11 protein-coding genes and 5 pseudogenes are annotated in these 18,334 nt (G+C 57.9%); 10 read left to right on the top strand and 6 right to left on the bottom strand.

The window, feature by feature from the left end:
- Positions 1-356: 356 nt before the first annotated feature.
- Both OKW30_RS40310 and OKW30_RS40305 read right to left on the bottom strand, forming a co-directional pair.
- Positions 357-902 (bottom strand): reverse transcriptase N-terminal domain-containing protein, encoded by a 546-nt coding sequence (locus tag OKW30_RS40310; protein WP_429349534.1) that lies wholly within the window; start codon positions 900-902, stop codon positions 357-359.
- Positions 903-1,513: 611 nt separating this feature from the next.
- Positions 1,514-2,077, bottom strand: a pseudogene (locus OKW30_RS40305) (IS30 family transposase); the annotation flags it as partial.
- Between the two features lie 704 nt (positions 2,078-2,781).
- Here OKW30_RS40305 and OKW30_RS40300 point away from each other — a divergent pair.
- The 3 genes and pseudogenes from OKW30_RS40300 to OKW30_RS40290 form a co-directional block, all read left to right on the top strand.
- A pseudogene (locus OKW30_RS40300) lies at positions 2,782-4,358 on the top strand (IS3 family transposase).
- A 195-nt stretch (positions 4,359-4,553) separates the two neighbouring features.
- The gene (locus tag OKW30_RS40295) at positions 4,554-5,789 is read left to right on the top strand and encodes a trypsin-like peptidase domain-containing protein (RefSeq protein ID WP_429349533.1); all 1,236 of its coding nucleotides are present in this window, start codon (positions 4,554-4,556) and stop codon (positions 5,787-5,789) included.
- A 21-nt stretch (positions 5,790-5,810) separates the two neighbouring features.
- A pseudogene (locus OKW30_RS40290) lies at positions 5,811-6,767 on the top strand (trypsin-like serine peptidase); the annotation flags it as partial.
- Positions 6,768-6,791: 24 nt separating this feature from the next.
- Here OKW30_RS40290 and OKW30_RS40285 read toward each other — a convergent pair.
- Positions 6,792-7,969, bottom strand: a protein-coding gene (locus OKW30_RS40285) for an IS3 family transposase (protein ID WP_429346789.1) whose coding sequence is annotated in 2 segments (ribosomal slippage) — positions 6,792-7,702 and positions 7,702-7,969 — 1,179 coding nt in all. Because the reading frame shifts where the segments join, the coding sequence is not laid out codon by codon here.
- A 71-nt stretch (positions 7,970-8,040) separates the two neighbouring features.
- On the opposite strand from OKW30_RS40285, the gene OKW30_RS40280 reads away from it, so the two are divergent.
- The 5 genes and pseudogenes from OKW30_RS40280 (at position 8,041) to OKW30_RS40260 (ending at position 14,464) form a co-directional block, all read left to right on the top strand.
- The gene (locus tag OKW30_RS40280) at positions 8,041-9,084 is read left to right on the top strand and encodes a hypothetical protein (RefSeq protein ID WP_429349532.1); all 1,044 of its coding nucleotides are present in this window, start codon (positions 8,041-8,043) and stop codon (positions 9,082-9,084) included.
- Complete coding sequence (locus tag OKW30_RS40275; RefSeq protein ID WP_429349531.1) at positions 9,081-12,095, top strand: ATP-binding protein; 3,015 nt, start codon at positions 9,081-9,083, stop codon at positions 12,093-12,095. Before OKW30_RS40280 ends, OKW30_RS40275 begins: the two co-directional genes overlap by 4 nt.
- Positions 12,096-12,724: 629 nt before the next feature.
- Positions 12,725-13,381 (top strand): annotated as a pseudogene (locus tag OKW30_RS40270) (IS91 family transposase); the annotation flags it as partial.
- A 448-nt stretch (positions 13,382-13,829) separates the two neighbouring features.
- A complete protein-coding gene (locus tag OKW30_RS40265) occupies positions 13,830-14,123 on the top strand; it encodes a toxin-antitoxin system TumE family protein (RefSeq protein ID WP_429349530.1) in 294 nt (97 codons plus the stop codon).
- The gene (locus OKW30_RS40260; protein WP_408370626.1) at positions 14,120-14,464 is read left to right on the top strand and encodes a hypothetical protein; all 345 of its coding nucleotides are present in this window, start codon (positions 14,120-14,122) and stop codon (positions 14,462-14,464) included. Before OKW30_RS40265 ends, OKW30_RS40260 begins: the two co-directional genes overlap by 4 nt.
- A 295-nt stretch (positions 14,465-14,759) precedes the next feature.
- Here OKW30_RS40260 and OKW30_RS40255 read toward each other — a convergent pair whose 3' ends face one another.
- The 3 genes and pseudogenes from OKW30_RS40255 to OKW30_RS40245 all read right to left on the bottom strand — a co-directional run bounded on the left by OKW30_RS40255 (position 14,760) and on the right by OKW30_RS40245 (position 16,724).
- A complete protein-coding gene (locus OKW30_RS40255) occupies positions 14,760-15,347 on the bottom strand; it encodes a DUF7713 domain-containing protein (RefSeq protein WP_429349529.1) in 588 nt (195 codons plus the stop codon).
- 802 nt (positions 15,348-16,149) lie between these two features.
- A pseudogene (locus OKW30_RS40250) lies at positions 16,150-16,426 on the bottom strand (addiction module antidote protein); the annotation flags it as partial.
- 1 nt (position 16,427) lies between these two features.
- Positions 16,428-16,724 (bottom strand): type II toxin-antitoxin system RelE/ParE family toxin, encoded by a 297-nt coding sequence (locus OKW30_RS40245; RefSeq protein ID WP_429349528.1) that lies wholly within the window; start codon positions 16,722-16,724, stop codon positions 16,428-16,430.
- A 143-nt stretch (positions 16,725-16,867) separates the two neighbouring features.
- Between OKW30_RS40245 and OKW30_RS40240 the strand changes: the two genes are divergently transcribed.
- Both OKW30_RS40240 and OKW30_RS40235 read left to right on the top strand, forming a co-directional pair.
- The gene (locus OKW30_RS40240; protein ID WP_429349527.1) at positions 16,868-17,065 is read left to right on the top strand and encodes a hypothetical protein; all 198 of its coding nucleotides are present in this window, start codon (positions 16,868-16,870) and stop codon (positions 17,063-17,065) included.
- A 248-nt stretch (positions 17,066-17,313) separates the two neighbouring features.
- Entirely contained in the window at positions 17,314-18,159 is an 846-nt protein-coding gene (locus tag OKW30_RS40235; RefSeq protein ID WP_429349526.1) for a hypothetical protein, read from the top strand.
- Positions 18,160-18,334 lie beyond the last annotated feature (175 nt).

Below are 18,334 nucleotides of genomic sequence, written 5' to 3'. Positions count from 1 at the left end.
GGGTAGGCAACGGATCTCATCCGACTTGCGGTGGTAGGTAGCGGAAGGCTCATTGGGCGGACATCTGTAATGCGGTAGCCAATCCGCGGATATCAGCTTGATCCACCGTCGAGATTTACTGCTACGTCGCCCTCAGGAAATTTTAAAGAGCGATTCCGAACGATCGAGCGCGTGTTCGCATGGGAAGATAAGTTTCGTCGCCTGCTACTTCGCTTCGATCGTATCAGTCAGTTGCACTACGCATTCAAGATCATGGCCTACACGATGATCAATCTACGACACCATTGCGGTAGTTGATCTGACAGTTGAGGTCCATGCTTCATGTCCGGCGCAGCGCGCCGTGATCCCGTTCGTCCTCATCCTGCGGAAATACATCCATGACAACACAAAACTGCCTCGTCCCCCTCCTCGACGCGGCTGGTCTCGCCCGCTTGCCCATTCCGTTGACCGCCGCCAGATCGCTTCAACCGAAACTCGCAACCAGTTGCCTGCATCGCCCGACACCGCATACATGGGATTCCTAAAGGACGCTTCTTTCCATTACTCTTGGGAATGTAAACACGCCGCAACGGCATCGCACGATAACCCCGATGACGCAGCGACAACACGCCTTTACATCTGGCCGCCGAGGATGACCAGATCCTGCCGTCCACCCCCGGCGTTCTCTTGCCGCGATTTTCCGTCACCCGCTTCACGGCCAGCATCTTGCCGCTATGCGAGCGGGTCAGCAGACGTTGCAAGGATTGCACCTTGCCCCACCGGCCTTCCCGGACCGCCTTGGCGATACGCAACTGAAGTCGTCTCACCTCTGCCTCGATGGATGCCCAGTTTGCCTGGTCCCACATCCGGGCAGCGTGCGAGGGCGCACCAGCGCCCGACACTTCCGTGTCGTGCGCCGTCATCTGCTTTCCCTCGTATAACGATTGATCAAGTTTCTCTCGCCATGAATGACCGCGCGGAAGTCTGCCCGCTTTCGCGTCGGGCAATGTTTCAGCCCGTATCCCGTCCGTTACAGCCGGGCATTCGCTTTCTCCGCATTCCTTTACCCGCACCGCCAACAGCTCGCCTTGCGGTTCGCCTGCCCATTGGGCAGCGATACGGGCTTACCCTGTTCCACATGATTCTCCGGATGGTTCGGACCCGTCCTATGCGCCGGCGGCGTACTGTCCATGATGGCCCATTCATCAGAAGCCATTCCTTGCCGCATACCGTTTTTTGGTTCAAGCCTGTCAGCACGTTTGGCTTGTTAGGCGTAACGGCGCGTTTCGGACGTTCACATGTGTTGGTCGTACCCACCCATCCCTTGCGCCTCTCCGCCTTTGTGCTGGCAGATTCCGCCTTACCTCACGGCTAGGCGTACCGGGTATCCGGCGGCTACGTTGTCCCCGAGGCTTCACACAGAACTGTTACCGGTTCTGCATGCCCGGGTAGGGAACAGCTGATGGAACAGCTGGTTTCATCAGGTCATACCTGCCCCCGTGAAACAGAGAAACATGCGACTTGCAGGTCGCACGATGAAGTCGCCTTCCCAATGGCCGGGCATCACCCGGTCGTCGACCTCAGGCGGGCGCACATGGATGCTCACCATGTCGGGGATCTGGCCGCGCCGGTCAGTGCCCCGCTTGCGTGACATACGCGTGCTGTGGCCGTGGCGCAGACAGGCGATAAGCTGGCGGCGCAGCTCACCGCGTGGCTGGGCATAGATGGCGGTGTAGATGGTCTCGTGCGAGACGTGCTGGGTCGGATCGTTGGGCCACATGCGCTTGAGGGTACCTGAGATCTGCTGGGGCGACCACTTCCATTCCAGCAGGGTGAGTACCACGCGCCACGACACGCTTTGAGGGTGCAGCTTGGGACACGGGCGCGCAGCCTCGCGTCGGCTCGTGCTGAGCGCCTGCGCTGGTGCAGACGCATAGCCCACGGCAGAACACGTGTTTCTGGTCAGCTCGCGGCTCACGGTTGACGCCGCGCGCCCGAGTGTTCGGGCGATGACATGAACGCTCGAACCCTGCTGCTTCATGCTTGCAATCGTCATGCGTTCTTCAGGCTGCAGTTGTTGGTAACTTCTTTTTTGCATTGGCACACCTTACACGAGCAAGGTGTTGCGCTTCAAATTTGATCGCGCCAAGCCTCCACCAAATCCGGGGCGGTTCAGTGCTGGAATAGCTGAAGAAAATTCTGAGCTATCGCGAAGGTAGACCGAGGCGTCATCTTTGTTCCTCCGCACCATTAATGGTGGCTCTCTGTTTCACCATAGTCCGTGGTGAGGTCGACGCGAATTGTGACTTTCATTTCCGTCTCCGGCGTACCTCACTGTCGAAAGCCCAGGCGCCCAAACTCGAACCCCCAAGGTTTTTAACGCTCCCCCTGCTCTTGTGGGCATGATGCGGTGACAAGATTGCTTCGCTTTACGATTTCGGCAGGGGGAACCCCGCAGTCAAAGATGGATAACCTGGGGCGACTGTTTCGATCGCCACAGTACGCCGATTCGATGCCCCGCCGATCAAAGGATGACGCCAGCTTAGTTTTGGTCGATATTTGAAGTTCTTGCGAGTACCATACGATGCGCTAGAGTTCGATTGCCAGCTGTATTCCGGCGTCGGCTGAGCCCACCATAGAGCCGTGAATTGCCTCGTACATGAGGCCCGTAGATCCGAGGTCTAGGCTGATCGCTCATCTCGGGCTTCATGCCGTACGTCGTTTGGCATAATTACGTGGCCCCCGGCGTCATAGTAGTTGTCGCCTCTGAACTTTCTTATCAAGAAGAGTCAGAGGTACAAGTTGAAGACGAAACAAACGTATTCTGTTGAGTTCAAGGAGCAGGCGCTGTCGAAGGTTCTGCAGCGCGGGAGCCGAACGGTTGGCGCCGTGGCTGACGAATTGAACGTGAACGTACTGACATTAAGGAATTGGATGAGAGGCACCGCCGCCGCGAACCGGAGCTCGAGTTCTGGGCACACAAGGCGTCCGGAAGACTGGTCGCTGGAAGAACGCCTGATTGCCTTGCAGGAGAGCCACGGCCTGGCGGACGAAGCATTGAACGGCTGGTGTCGGGAGCGCGGCCTGTTTTTGCATCATCTCGCGCAGTGGCGAGCGGATTTTTGCGCCGTTGGCGCAGCCGGTAGCCGACGTGAGAGCGCCCAGGAAGTACGGGATCTGAAGCAGGCCAATGTTCAACTGCGGCGCGAACTGAAGCGCAAGGAGCAGGCGCTGGCCGAAGCTGCGGCGCTACTGGTGCTGCAAAAAAAGTACCGCGCGCTCCTCGGGGACGAGGCCGAATGACGGCCCCTGAAGAGCGCAAGGCATTGATCGGCCTCATCAACGAGGCGACCCTGGCCGGGGCTCGGCAGGCGCACGCGTGCGAGATTCTGGGGCTCAGCGCGCGCACAGTTCAGCGCTGGCAGCGGGGCGAGCCTGACGCGATGGACGGGCGCTCGTTACGGCACCACGAGCCGCGCCACAAGCTCTCTGCCGAGGAACGCGCCGAGCTTCTGGCAGTCGCGAACTCGGCCGAATTCGGTCATCTGCCGCCAAGCCAGATCGTGCCGCGACTGGCAGACCAGCAACGCTATATTGCCTCCGAATCGACGTTCTACCGGGTACTGAAGGCCGAGAAGCAACTCGCCCACCGGCGCAGCGAACGGCCGGCCCACGCTCGCAGCAAACCCCGTTCAGTTTGCGCCGACGCGCCGAACCAGCTGTATTCCTGGGACATCACGTATTTGCCGACGACGATCCGTGGACAGTATTTTTATCTCTACCTGTTTCTGGATGTCTTCAGTCGCAAGATCGTCGGCTGGCAGGTCTATGCCGAGGAAAGCAGCGTACTGGCCAGCGAAGTCCTCAGGGACCTCTGCGCGCGCGAAGCGATACGGCCCAACCAGGTGATTCTGCATTCGGATAACGGCGGCCCGATGAAAGGCGCGACGATGCTCGCCACCCTCCAGGCGCTGGGCGTCATGCCGTCGTTGAGTCGCCCGGGCGTGAGCAACGACAACCCTTATTCCGAGTCGCTGTTCAAGACCCTGAAGTACCGGCCCGCTTACCCGCTCAAAGCGTTCGATACCCTGCTGGCCGCACGTACCTGGGTCGGCGCACTGGTGCGCTGGTACAACGATGAGCATCGTCACAGCGCAATCCGGTTTGTGACGCCCGCGCAGCGTCATGCCAACCTCGATCAGGATATTCTGGAACGACGCACGGCGCTTTACGCGAGTGCTCGGCAGCGCAATCCGCTTCGATGGAAGGGCCGCACGCGCAACTGGCAGCGCGTCGATGCTGTGCATCTGAACCCTGATCGCATCGATGACCAGGGCATCCATCAACAACGCCGCAATCTGAAGCGAAAGGCCGCCTGAAATTTATTCGTTGAGGCGACAACTAGCTTGAAAATTTCCGCTGCTCCAGTCACATAAGTTTTCGCAAGTGCGTCAAGCCGGTGAACGTGGCGAAAGTGCAACTCTTCGCGCCTCGCGGTCCCGCCTGTCGGGCCGGTTAAGTCGGGCGGTTGCAACATCACCAAAGCTGGCAGAATTGATTGAGGGCGAAATCCAATGAACACGACCGCCCCAGTCGCGCACGCCGAATCTCACATCGCGCGCCTGCGGACGTTACTTTCTGCTCGTCGAGATGTTAGCCACGGAGCTACTGCGGTGGAAGCCGTAACACGACTGAGCACTGCACATGCTCTTCCCTCTGCTGACGATGTTCTGCATGACTTTGATCGCGCGCTCGCAGATTTGCGTTCGCATGCGGACGGCATGACCTCTGACGAGCGCGCCCGAACAAGTGCCCTAGGAATAGTCAATCATCTTGTCGAACACGCGCTCGACAAGCTTGATCAAGCCCCAACTTCGATTACGAGAAACGATTTCTGCGCGCTTGAAGCTGTGATCAGGGCGGATGGATCACGTCCGAGTCTGTTGCTTCGTCATGGCGAGCCGGATGTGAATCATCCGTGCGCAGCCCTTTGGCAAGAATCGCTCGTCGCTGCGGGGAGTCGGCTCACGCGAATCGCGTCCGCAACGGGGCGAATTCAACCCGTGAACGGCTCCAGCACGCGATATTTCGGATCGGGATTCCTGTGTAACGGTGAAACAGGCGTTGTAGTCACGAACCGTCATGTTGCAGTAGATGCTCTGAAATCGGCAGACATCGTGAAAGAAAAGATCAGGAATTCTGATGCGCATGTTAGCCGCTACGCTGTGCTCGACGGATTGGAAATCGAATTCGATGGAGAGTTCGGCTCCGAAGATCGCTACGTATTTCCGGTCCGGGACGTGCTGATTCCGGCCGTGGGACGCGCACCCTTCTCGTCACTGGATATCGCAGTGATGAGACTCGATCCGCTTGGGAAGCAAGAATGGCCTGAAGACGTGCAGATTGATGGTAATGCGGAATTTGAAAAGGCGTCGGCGCTGAATTCAATCTGCATTGTCGGATTTCCCGGGCCGCCATACGAAAGAACAGGCATTGTCAATGGCATTGACTGGCAATGGATTGACCAGCAGCTCTTTGGACAGGCATACGGAGTAAAACGCGTCGCCCCGGGGGTGATCCACCGCTCGCCTGGATTCATCGCCGATGATACGCAAGTGTGGGTGTTCGGGCACGACGCTACCACCCTCGGCGGCAATTCAGGCTCAGGTGTTTTTGCATGGCTCGACGGCGGCCGCGCGTTCGGGCTTCATTTTTCGGGAGAGGATCTCGAAAAAAACTGTGCGCATGGATTTTCCACGCCTTCCGCGCGCGCAATGCTGTACGCGCTTGGCCTTGGATCTGCCGCATGAAGTGACCATGCCAAAAACTATATGAAAAATCTGTTGCCAGATTCACCGCACCCTACATTCGATTCGCTGCCAGTTCCTGATCAGGAAGAAGCGTTGTATTTCTTCGCGATCCAAGACATCGCTGCCTTCGAACTAGTATATGAAGAACATGTACGTGTTCGGGACCCGTCTTGCCGGTCTTTTGCAGCGATTCGGGCGACCTACGGCGATGCCAAGGTAGCGTGTCAAGTGGCTGTGAACGCCGCTTCCAAGGCCAAATTGCTTCCAGTGTTAGCAAATGCCTTGGCACTGGAGTCGCAAGTGCTCAAGGGAAAAAGTCGGCTGGAGCTTGTTAGCGGATCTACAAAGGGGCTTGCTGAGGGGATTATTAACGCTGGCCAGGGACTCGAGGATGTAGAAAACCTTAGCCGCGTCCTTCGCGTTGCCAAGGCCGTCTGTCTCGTCAAAGACGGCGGCTCAGCGATTGGCACAGGTTTCCTAGTTTCACCTGATCTCATCCTGACTGCGGCTCACGTCCTCGAGGACACTGGCCTGATGAAGAATGGCGTAGCCGACGAGAGTTGCAGCGATCGATTGCGCTTTGTGTTCTACAATCGATTTGACACTTTGGCGGGCACGTGGCCTCTCGAAGTTCGACCCGCTGAGGCATGGAATGTATCGTGGAGCCCTTCGTGCATCGCGAACAAGGACGATGCGTTGCGATCAGCCGATTGCCTCGACTATGTACTGGTACGCCTCCAGGTTTCTGTGCCTGAACATATCCCCGCCGTTGATATCCGGCAAAAAGGCCGCCGGCTCCCCGATTCGATCGGCACCGATCCCGACGGGCGCCGCTATTTCATCATTGGGCACCCCGGTGGCTCTGACTGCAAATATGACCTAGCACCTCTGACCGGCATCGACAAAGCGGCAGCGCGTCTGCTGCATTCGCTCAACACAGCGGCCGGTATGTCGGGAGCACCGTTGCTCGATGCTCGCGCGGTTCCATTGGGATTGTGGTGGTCAAGTAATTTCGGACAGGCAGATAGGTTCTTTTGCTGTCGATTTCGCCTCGTAGGCGGCGGGCGACAGATAGCCCAAAGTCGAGTGCAAGCGCACGGGGTTGTAGAAGCCGACGATGTACTGCGTGATGTCCTGCCGTGCCTCGTCGTGATTGGCGTACCGGCGCTGCCATACGCGCTCCATCTTCAGGTTCAGGAAGAAGCGTTCCATCACCGAATTGTCCCAACAATTTCCCTTGCGGCTCATGCTGCAAACCACGTGATGCCGCTTGAGCAAGGCTTGATATGCGTCGCTTGCATATTGGCTGCCACGGTCCGAATGCAGGACCAATCCCGGCACTGGCCGGCGTTGCTGCAACGCCATGGTCAGTGCCGACATGACCAATCCGGCCGGCATGCTGGGTGCCATGGACCAGCCCACGACCTTGCGCGAGTAAAGGTCCAGCACGACCGCCAGATAAAGCCAGCCCTGGGCCGTGCGGATATACGTGATATCCGAAACCCACGCCCGATTCGGCTCAGCCACGTCAAACTGACGGTCCAGCACGTTCTCGGCCACCGGCAACGTATGCTTGCTGTCGGTCGTCGAAACGAACTTGCGCTTCCACGTCGTGCGCAAGTCCGCTTCGCGCATCAGCGTGCGCACCCGATGGCGGCCCGTGCGAAGCCCTTGCTCGCGTACGGCATGCATCACACGCCGGCTGCCGTAGCTCGCGCCGCTGGCAGCAAATGCTGCCCTGATGTGGGTCTGCTCATGCAGGCGCTTTGGGCTCGGCTTGGCGCGCCGGTGCGCATAGTAGCCCGAGCGGCTTACCCCCAATACCCGGCACGCGGCACTGACCGATACGGCCTTCTCTTGCAAGTGGGCTACCGCGCGGTAACTCACTTCAGTTCCCGTGCAAAGAAGGCCGAGGCTTTTTTTAGCAGGGAGTTGTCTTCACGCAGTTGCCGGTTCTCCGCCTCCAGTTGCCGAATGCGTTGCTGTTCGGCCGTCAGCGGCTTGCCCGCGCCAGCACCGCCCGCGCATTCCGCGTCGTACTGCGCCAGCCAGCGCCGTACCCCCGTCTCGCCAAGGTCCATCGACCGGCAAACCTCGCCCACCGACAAGCCTTGGTCTCGTATCATCTTCACCACTTCCAGCTTGAAGCTGGCATCGAATTGTCGGCGCTTCCTTGTCATCTAGCTCTGTTCCTCGTCGATTCCGGATTGTCCTCCTATCGACCTGTCCGAGGGAATTAGACCATTACAGATTGCATGAGGGCAAGATTCTCGATAATCAGGGGAACATCCTTCATAACCGGGCGACGATCATCCAGAATATCGTGGCGGCGATCGACGCAACGCAGCCCAAGCTGTTTGACGGCAACGCCAAGGGCGCAACTTACTTTCAGTCAAAAGATGTACGACACGACTGGGCAAACTACGCCGCACGTCAGGTTGCCGAAGATGCGGCATCTGCTGGAGCGTGGTGGACTGCACTTAAGCAGGCAGGCATGTCACCCGATGGCCTGAGCAGCGCGTCTCCTGACGACGTTTACTATCCAGTCTTTCCAAATCCTGACCTTGACAAATGGTTGGCCGCCGATGCGAGCACCCTTGCAGGCAGCCTCGACGAGTACGATCCGGGATTGCAACCTCGACTGCTGGCGGTGGTCGGACCACCGGGCGCGGGCAAGTCGTTCGCACTCCGACTCGCACGGGCGCGCTGTGCGGCCGACGAGATCGTGATCATTCCGTCAGGGGTCGCAAGTCAGTTGCCCTTGCGCGATATGGCGCAGCAATTGGCTCCAGACGTGACCTTTGACGAACGGTGGCGGTCGTTGGACGGCCAAATCCGGAATACCTACGCTGAAACAATCCTGAACCACTACGAATCGCTGGCAGCAAATAATGCCCGGGGACAACTCACAATTGCCGTCGAGCTCGAGGAAGGCGCGTATTGGCAGGAGGTTGAGCCATTCTGGCTACAGTTTTCGATTCTCTGCGCCCAACGCTCGCGGCTGAAGATGTTGCTCTGTGCTCCACCTCAGGACTTAACGGATGAATTGCTTACGCACGAGATACTCGGCTTGAGTGAACCAAGGACATTGAAAATTGGCCAAGTCAATTCGCATATCAGAACAGTCAGTGAGCAACGAGGGATTGACATAGAAACTGCGCTTACCCGCGCGAAGGAATTGTGGGATGCCCCCAATCGGCTAGGTGTGAGGATGAAACATCTCGCGCTCATCGACGCAGCGCGCATCGTGCTTCAGGTGGCCCACGAACTTTCCGTCGCGGAGCACACTACATGAATTCTCTCGACAAAGATGGTCTTGTGCAAACAAGACTATTACCACAGTTGCGACGTGCGATGGCGCTTCGCGGTTGGACCCAGCCATATGATCTGGTCCAAAAGATCCTGCATCCTGAGCTTGTTCTGTACCTCATCGATCGACTTTTCGAGGATTGCGAAATTGGTCGGGGCGACCAGGATGGCAAATGGAGGATGCTAGACACGCCGCGCCGAAATATACTGTCGGAGTGGGGACTTCAAGACGTACAAATTGCGGCGCGGAAGATTGCGGTTGAAACACGGGACGGAGTGGCGCTCGCCATTGGTCAGGCTCTCGGTGCTGTGCCGTTCCGTCTCGACGACGCAAGCGTTCGTGAGATCAAGGACTTTATAGCTGCACAACAATGGACTTCTGCGACGACGGCACTCGCATATGACGGGATTGCCAACCATCTGGTCAAACGTCTTGATCAGGCGACCCGACAGGATGATGTTGAGCGAATGACGCATTATGGTTTTTTCGACCGGGCCGGTCCGATGCGACGCTTACGTGCGTTCCTCGGGCGTCGAGCAGATTATCCGAGTTCGACGTTGAACGTATGTTGCGTCAGCGGTAGAGGCGGTGTCGGCAAGTCAACATTAATCGCGCAATTGATGGCCCAGGTTGACCGCGAGAGATCCCGCACGATGTTTGTTCTGCTCGACTTCGATCGGGCTGATCTCGACGTTCAAAATCCCGGCGCCCTTGACCGTGAACTTGTCACGCAGATCGGTAGATCCATACCAGAACTAGCGTCGCAGTGCGCAGAAATGGCGCGGGCTATGCGTAGGAATCTGGCCGATCAAATTGCGGACAAACTTCGCAGCAACCGTTCTTTCGACGATTCCGACTCCGGCTACGCATATAGTTCATCGCACATCCGTGAAGGAAGCCGGGGCTTCGATCGTTCGAGCCTGATCGATATCCTGTTCCAGGCGCGCAAGAGTGTCACACACTTTGTGATCGTTGCAGATACGTTTGAGCGTGTTGAAAGCGCGGGTTCAGACGCCGTTGCGTCGATGCTTGAGTGGATGCAAAGCGTTCAGACGTCGAACGAACACACTAGCGTCTCGATCATCATAGCCGCACGCTCGACGCTTGAAGACGTTCAGATGCCCATCTTAAAACGTGAAAACATCAACGTCGGCGACCTGACACGGAACGGAGCGCAAAAGCTGCTTCAGAATCGTGGATGTGATAAGGAACTTGCGCGGGCACTTGTTGAAGCCCTGCCAAGCCGTACACCACTGGTTGTACATCTTGCTGCTGAAGCGACGTTAAATCAGCCTGAAGAGCGGCAGGCTGAACTCATTGCGTCGCTGGAGAAAGGAAACATTCCGCCGGAACTGGTCGCCGGTTACCTGTATGAGCGCATCCTGAAGCATGTGGACAATCCGCTCGCGAGGCGCTACGCCCTCCCCTCGCTGACGCTCCCGGAAATCGACATTGAACTGATCCGGGACGTCCTCATTCCCGAAATTGAGCCAGAGATTGACTCTCGGCAAAGCCGTGCCGAGAAGATCTTCGACCTTTTGAGTAGAGTAAATTGGCTCGTGATGACCGTTTACGGTAGCCGTTTGCGGTTGCGACCCGACCTTCGCGAAATCTTGATCAAACTCAGCAGAAGCGATGTTGAATCAATGGCGCTCGCAACGAGAATTCGCGCCCGCGCCCTTAGATACCATACGACTCGAACCGGAATGTGGCACGAGGCTATGGCGCTGTACCACCGCATGATGGACGCTCGTAACCCAGCCGAAGCCGCTGAACTGTCTGAGCAGGTCGCTCGATACAGCAGCGTACTGCGCCCCTACGTTGATGAACTGCCTGCCATGCTGCGTGCGCTCGTTTCAAACCGGGCAGGGAAAGAGATCGACATCCATGAAGCGATGGAACAACTCACTCCATCAAGTTGGTCGGCGTTGCTGGAGGGGGTAAATGGCAAGGCAGGCCGAGGTCAGTACATCGTCGACAACAGTGATCCGCTCACTGCCCTGAAGCTGTATCTTGATAGGCCGACCCGCGAGATCGGCCGTCCTCCGACCTTTGCTTTGCAAGCTGCTTGCGACAGCGGATGGTGGGACGAGTTACGGCTGTCGACCGGTGCAATTTGCCAAGAAATATCGGACGAGTTCCGGGACGGTCCCCGCCGCTGGCGACCGATGCTCATGCGAATGCACTGGCTCACGCGTCTGCGGATGTTTGGCACGGAAGGGCCTCTTCCACCCGACATGATCGAACTGATCGAAACCTGGCTACCGCGCTGCAAGCCCTATGGAAGCACTTTGAAGATCGTTGATACCATGGTAATGGTCGAAGCATTCGAAGGGAGGCGTTTCCTGGCTGAGGATTTCCTGAAAGCAGAAGTTCGATCCGAACAGATGGCACGAATTGCGGCCATTCACGACTGGCAGTTCCTAGAGCCGAACTTGAGTTCGATCCCAATCGCAGGACTGGTTTCATGCCGGCGGGACTTGGAGGGTACGCCTTCGGTTATCCTCGATCACCTTCAAACCGAAGCATGGGAGGACGATGCCCATGACCTCGATGGTCAGCCGTGGGCGGCTTTTCAAGCCTGGTTCAGAAGGCTTCAGAAAGTACCCCCGCTTCCTCCTGAGGACGGACAGTTGCTGCTGCATGGCAACTCGGATCCGTTGCATTGCGTAGGCCTGTGGCCAGAGTTCTATCGCCCGCTCAGGCAGGCGCTCTGCGAAGCGTTTTCTTCCAGCGAATCGCTCCGCGAATTGGCGTCAGCAATCCAGCATCTGTTCCCGATTCGGCCACGCGAGCTTATGGTCGAAAACTTTGATCGCGTGTTTTCTTCAGACCCATTTACCTGGTTCTTCGTTCTCTGTCAGCACGCCGATCGTGCAAAGGTGCTTTATCAAATGGCAGATATCGCGGCACGCTTATCGAATGATCGCCGTGTGTACCGAGTAAAAAATGCGCTCGCACGCTGGCAGGAAGCAATACGCCGCGTCGCAAAGTAGGCGAGGAAAAAGAACAACTGTTACACCCCAAATTCTAAATCCATCGTCCATGATTGACATCCATTGAGCCCAAGGGTGCGCGAAACAAGTTGTACCACCGCCCGAAGGCACTCAATAAGTCGACCAAGTGTTTTTGGAATGGGCTCGCTTCTATGGAACCGAGAAGGCCGATATGGTCTGCGTTCCTGGGGCTACTCCGCACGAATCAACCGACAAGTGGTTGGCTGGCGGACGCGCTAGCGGTGTGCTCTGGGGCATATAGCCTATCGTCCAATCTTTGGTGCCCAGCCGGCGATCGAGCAAATTGCGGAGGGTTAGGTTGGGTGATTGACCCAGATGGCAACGTGCTGGCATCGACTAGTCAGGAGCAGCCCTACGTCACGGTCGATATCGACCTGGACTTATCCAGGAAGAGTAAAAGCACTTTCCCTCACTATGTGCCCGAAGGAAAATCGGGCGTGCAACGACACACGGCACGCGTAGCGCTTGAGTTCAAAACACGCGTATACGCAACACCAACAGAACGCCTACCGCGAGAACACGTTGTTCGCCAGCGTGATGATGCAAGCTGTCCGCGATACGACGGCGCACTCAACGATCGCGGCGAAGACATGGCGGAGCAACCCGACTGCGTACCCGGTCATTGGCGGCTCATCCGTCATCGGCGTCTCAAGAAGGTCCGTACTGCTGCGATCGTACTGGAAGAGCTCACCCATGCGTATCGCCAGGGCAAGCTGCGGTTCTTCGGTGATTACGCCGCACTTGCCGATCCCGCTGCCTTCGCGCGGTGGCTCGCGCCGCTGCGCGCATGCGAATGGGTCGTATATGCGAAGCGGCCGTTCGCAGGACCAGAAGCTGTGCTTGCGTATCTGTCGCGCTATACGCATCGCGTGGCCATCTCCAACCAGCGACTCATCGCGCTCGACGAGCGCGGCGTGACCTTCCGCTGGAAGGACTATCGGGCCAGCGGTCGTACACGCCACAAGACGATGACGCTCGCGCCCCAGGAGTTCATGCGGCGCTTCCTGCTGCATGTGCTGCCCGAAGGCTTCCACCGCATCCGCCATTACGGTCTGCTCGCCAACCCGGTGCGGCGGCAGAGCCTCGCGACGATACGCGCGTTGCTGCGCGCTCCGGCAACCACTGCCGCCAGTGACGACGCGTCAGCCCACACAACGGCACCGCCATTCGTCTGCCGGCACTGCGGCGCGCCGATGGTCATCCTCGATATCCTGCTGCGCAGCCACCCGATTCGCGCGCCACCTGGCTCCAGAGGTAAGGCGTGAACCAGAATGACCAGGCATCAGGCATCATCAGTCCGACTGTCGGCTCTTCGGCAACGAGCGCCAACAGGAGACGCTCGTGTGCATCTCACCCGGCAGAGGTTGCCGCCTGTTGAGAATCCCGACAGAGGCGCTGTGCGACAGCATCGCTATTACAACGGCATCAAGCCAGCCCCGGCTTCAGCTCATCAACGTGTGATCAACCGGGCCGCGCGATCACTTCAATCCCCATAGCCGCGTCGGTACACTCCGCGGTTTCCTCCCTCGAGCGTTGTCCAACGCCTGCCCACATACGCCGCTGCGGACTCACGCGTCCGCAGACATGGGCAGACGTCGAACAACGCTTAACATTGCAGGTCGCGCATAGCGGACCACACCCTCGCGTCGCCGGACTCCCTGCTCTCTATTATGGCGCTTGACGCCATAACGTCTGTATGGCATCTTACGCCATATGAAGATGAAAGCCACACTCCTATTCGAGGACCGAACCGCCTACCCGGACGGGGCCATTCTCGAAATGCGCATCTGGCGACTTCCGGAAAGCGACGCCGAAAGACCGCATGGTCTCAAGTACTGCCTGTTTTACGGTCGTGCAGGTCAGCGAATCATCGGCTACGACAATGAGCGGGGCAAAGGCGACCACCGGCACTATCGCGATCAGGAAGAGCCGTACGCGTTTTCGACACCTGAGCAGATGGTGGCTGATTTTCTGGATGATGTAGAACGTGAGCGAGGTGAATCATGAGCAAACTTAATGTGCATGTTGGTGGTACGCGCGATATGGGTCGTCGATTCGCGGCGGCGTTCAACCGTGCTCAGGCAGGCGAGAATTTCGAAGAGCGGCACGTGACGTTTTTGTCGCTCGAGGAGATGCTGGCTGCGCTGTCGCCAAAGCGCCTCGAGATGCTTCGTCATCTACATCGCGAAGGCGCAGAGAACGTGAAGGCGTTGGCAACTGCGCTGGATCGGGACTACAAACGGGTCTACGAAGACGTGGTGATTCTGGAGAATGCTGGCCTTGTCGTGCGTGAAGAAGGACGTCTGAGCGCGCCGTGGGACGCGTTGACGGCCGAGGTTTCCTTGTAACCGAATCGCGACACGCGGCCATGGGTGCGCCTCGTGATGATCGTCGGCTACGCGACGATGATGTCGTTCAATCCGACCAGCGGCATGTCCCGTGCCGGGTCTGTCAGCCTGGATGACGCTGTCGACTTTAACGCGCGGCACAGGGTGCTACTGCTCGTCGAAGGTGCACTTCTAGTGGCCGTGTCCCTAGCCGGTTGCGCGCGCCGTGGTGTCGGGCCGAAGGCTCGCGCGTGAGCACCGATTCATCCATCCAGATCGGGCCTCACGTCATCTTCGACGTCAACATCAATCGGCCTCATGCCTCATCGCTCGGATCCACCAGCTCAACCCGGAACTGCCACCCTTCGAACGCCATTAACATCGCGCCAAAATCGGTCCAGTCGACCCGTCTGCCGTCAATGACTACACATGGCATGCGGCCGTTGTCATTGCCGTCCCACTCGATTCGCCCACGGACCATCGTTCCGGCTACATCAAGCTTGCCGGCATGCTCGACCAGGTGCCTGACCGCCAGAGCGCGTTTGACCTTCTGCACCAGATCGCCGAGTAGCTCGAACGGGTCCGACCTGGGATCGCCGAGAAGCTGGAAACGGAAGCCTGCGCAGTCCTCGTTCCCGGAAACCAGCTCGAATGCCTCCAGCGAGAGCTGGTCGCCGAACAGCAGGCTGCGGAAATGGAACTCATGTACGACACCATCAGCATCGGCCAGACGCACGGGCGTGAACTCCGGATGCTCGAAAGTGTGGATCTTTGCACGATGCGCCATCTCGACGTTGAAACAGCGACTACATAGCAACCGGAAGGCGCCATCGGCTGAGGCGACGCTGACTACGTCGTGCGGTGGTGTGACAGCTCCGCACCGCACACAGGTGTTATCGGGCATCAATGTTCCTCCGGCTGCACACTGAAGGCAATTATTGTCGCATTTTCAATGGTGCGATGCTCGCGCGCGGGCTCTTCTCCGGCTGACATTCATATGTATTCCTACATACGCAATGTTGCTAATTTAATTATGTCAAGTTGACAATGCACTATCAGGGCTGTGCACTGAGATAGCGGTCGGACAAGCCAAACAACTCCAACAAGACGTCCGTGAGACAGTCAGTACTCTAACTCGGGCTTATTGCGTCGTCTCGACTTCGCAGAAGCCTATGACGGTGTCCCCGCCTAGTTCAAATGTCGTGGTCCCGCTACAGATGTCGTGTTTGCCCCTATCTTTATTCATGGTTTTGGGGCGGGCGGCATGATGCGGATACATCCACCCTACGCAATGATGCGGTAAATCCGCGTCAGCGTAAGCCGTTCATCGTTGAACGAAAAGCACCAGATAGCCATCATCTCGCTCGTCCTTCGTGAACAATGATCTAACCGCCTTGGCGAAGTCGTCCCGATGCAGCTCGAGCCGGTATTCGCGTTCCATGCGTTGTTGGATGTTCCGAATGAAAGAACCCGCGATGCCGATGTCGGCTGATAGCGGGCTGCGTGGACGATTGTGCTTCAGGCGTGGGCGTGCGCGCCGCTGGCTCGGGCTCGGCCTTTGGTGGCCTTCCCGGTCGCAGCATTGGCACGACCCTTCGTCGCCGGGCGGACGCCATGCTTTGCGACTGGCGCGGTCTTCTTCGCCGTGACAGGTTTCGCTGTTGTCTTTGTCTTAACCATCGCCTTCACACCTTCATCGGGCTTCGTCAGCGTCAGGTGCAGGCCCATCGCCGCAATCACCTTCATGATCGTCGCGAACTCGGCATTGCCCTTGTTGGAAAGCGCCCGATACAGCGCCTCACGCGCAATCCCTGACTCGCGCGCGAGTGCCGTCATGCCCCGCGCCTTTGCTACGTCGCCGAGTGCCGCCTGAATCTCGACCGGATCGCCGCCCTCAAATGCTTGCGCAAGGTACAGGCGGTAATCGGTTTCGTCCTTCAGATACTTTGAAGCGTCGAATTCCATCAACTCGCTTACTTTCATCTCAATCCTCCAGTTCCTTCGCGATGGCCTTCGCCCGCTTGATGTCCTCGGACTGCGTGGACTTGTCGCCACCGCACAAGATGATCACCATCACGTCGCCGCGCTGCGTGAAATAAACCCGGTACCCCTTGCCTACGTCGATCTTCATCTCCGAGACGCCGCCGCCAACCGCTCGCCAGTATCCGAGGTTGCCTAGCGCCGCCCGCTTGAGCCGACCAGTGACCGCCATTGCCGCTTGGCGATCTCGCACGCGGGAAAGCCAAGCGTCGAATTCGGGGGTAACGATCAGCTTTATCATGCCAATTATTGTAACTCATAGGTTACGGAATATCAACGGATCATGCCAACCCGAAAGGGGTTAGTTATCAGCTAAACCGCCGTCAACACAGACCCTGTCGCAAACGGATGCTTCGATAAACATCCGTCCGAGGTGATTTCGTCATGGCCCACTATTCCGACACCAGCCGCAAACAATCGAACCACGCACGCGCCATTTTCGGGTACGGCGAAGGCGTGACGCAGGCGATGATCGGTACGCTCGGCATTACGCGAGCGGCCATATCGCAGCACGCGAAGATACGCGTGTGGCCGATTTCGACCGGTGTCGGGCGGCCCTGTAAGCCCGTGTACGAATATTAACGTTTTGCTTTTCTGAAGCCCGTAGCGCGCTTCGGATCTCGTTTTCGGACATCATACGACGCTCCGGCGCTCGCCATCCTCGCCGTTTCCCAATTGCTAGTTAATCTCGGCTCGGGCATCATGCGCGCACCCACTTCGGTGCCACGACGTAAAATCTGAACTCACCCGACACCCTGTAGACTATGGAAATGGCTAACCATGAGCGCTTCCATGTCGTGTACGACGGTCCGGCTCTCGCGGAGCACCGGATGGACGTGCGCGACCTCGCGCCTGCCCTCGTAGCCTTCGCAGATCTGTTCACCGCTGTGAACAAGGAAGTCAACGGCGACGCTGCTGACGTTCGTGTACAGGTAAATGCGAGCTTCAAGGCCGGCTCGTTTGGCATTGACCTTATCGCAACCCAGCACCTCCTCTCCCAGCTCAAGGACATCTTTTCGAGCACGGGTGCGTCAGCAATCGCGAATGCCGGGGGCATCCTCGGCCTTATCGGCATGAGCGCATCCAGTGGCGTCGGTCTCGTCCAGCTGCTACGCAAGCTCAAAGGCTGCAAGCCCGTCAGAATTGAGCAGCAAGGCGAAATCGCGCGCGTATGGATCACGCAAACCGAATCGGTTGAGGTTGAGCGCAACGTCATTCGAATCTATCGAAACAGCGTCGTACGTAACAGTCTTGAAAAGGTTGTGTCGCCGCTCGAACGCGAAGGGATCGACGACTTCGGTATCGTCATGGGCGGCGAGAAGGTGCTCGATATCCATGCCGAAGAGGTTCCTTCGTTCAGCGCGGCCGTCACCGACAACGGAGCAGAGATTATCTCGGACACGACTTCGGAAAAAATCATGCTGCAGATCGAATCGCTGACGTTCAAGGACGGAAACAAGTGGCGCGTGCATGACGGCGTCGCGGCGTTCCACGCGTCGATTGAAGATTCCGAGTTCCTGGCGAAAATTGACGCCGGCGAAAGGTTCGGCAAGGGCGACGTCCTGCTTGTTGATCTGCGCAAAGTGCAAAGCGTCGACGCTGGGAAGTTGGTCACAGAGTCGATCATCGTAAAGGTCTGGGAACATCGCGAGCCATTGCAGCAAAGCCTGCTGTAGTGGCCACTGGCTGGTGTTCATTTTCTGCGGTTTAGCCCGGCAGCCGAGAAGCCGACGAGCTTTGGGCCAGATCCATCCCGTCCGCGCATGTTGAAGATCGCCGGATATGAGGCGGTCTATAGGTTCGAGGCTGGCCGGGGCGTATTCAGTGTGGATATCAACGGCAAGCGGCTTT

The organism is Paraburkholderia sp. Clong3, assembly GCF_050436485.1.
Taxonomy (GTDB): Bacteria; Pseudomonadota; Gammaproteobacteria; order Burkholderiales; family Burkholderiaceae; genus Paraburkholderia; species Paraburkholderia tuberum.
The sequence above is the reverse complement of the archived record's forward strand: the minus strand, read 5'-3'. Positions and strand labels throughout refer to the sequence as shown.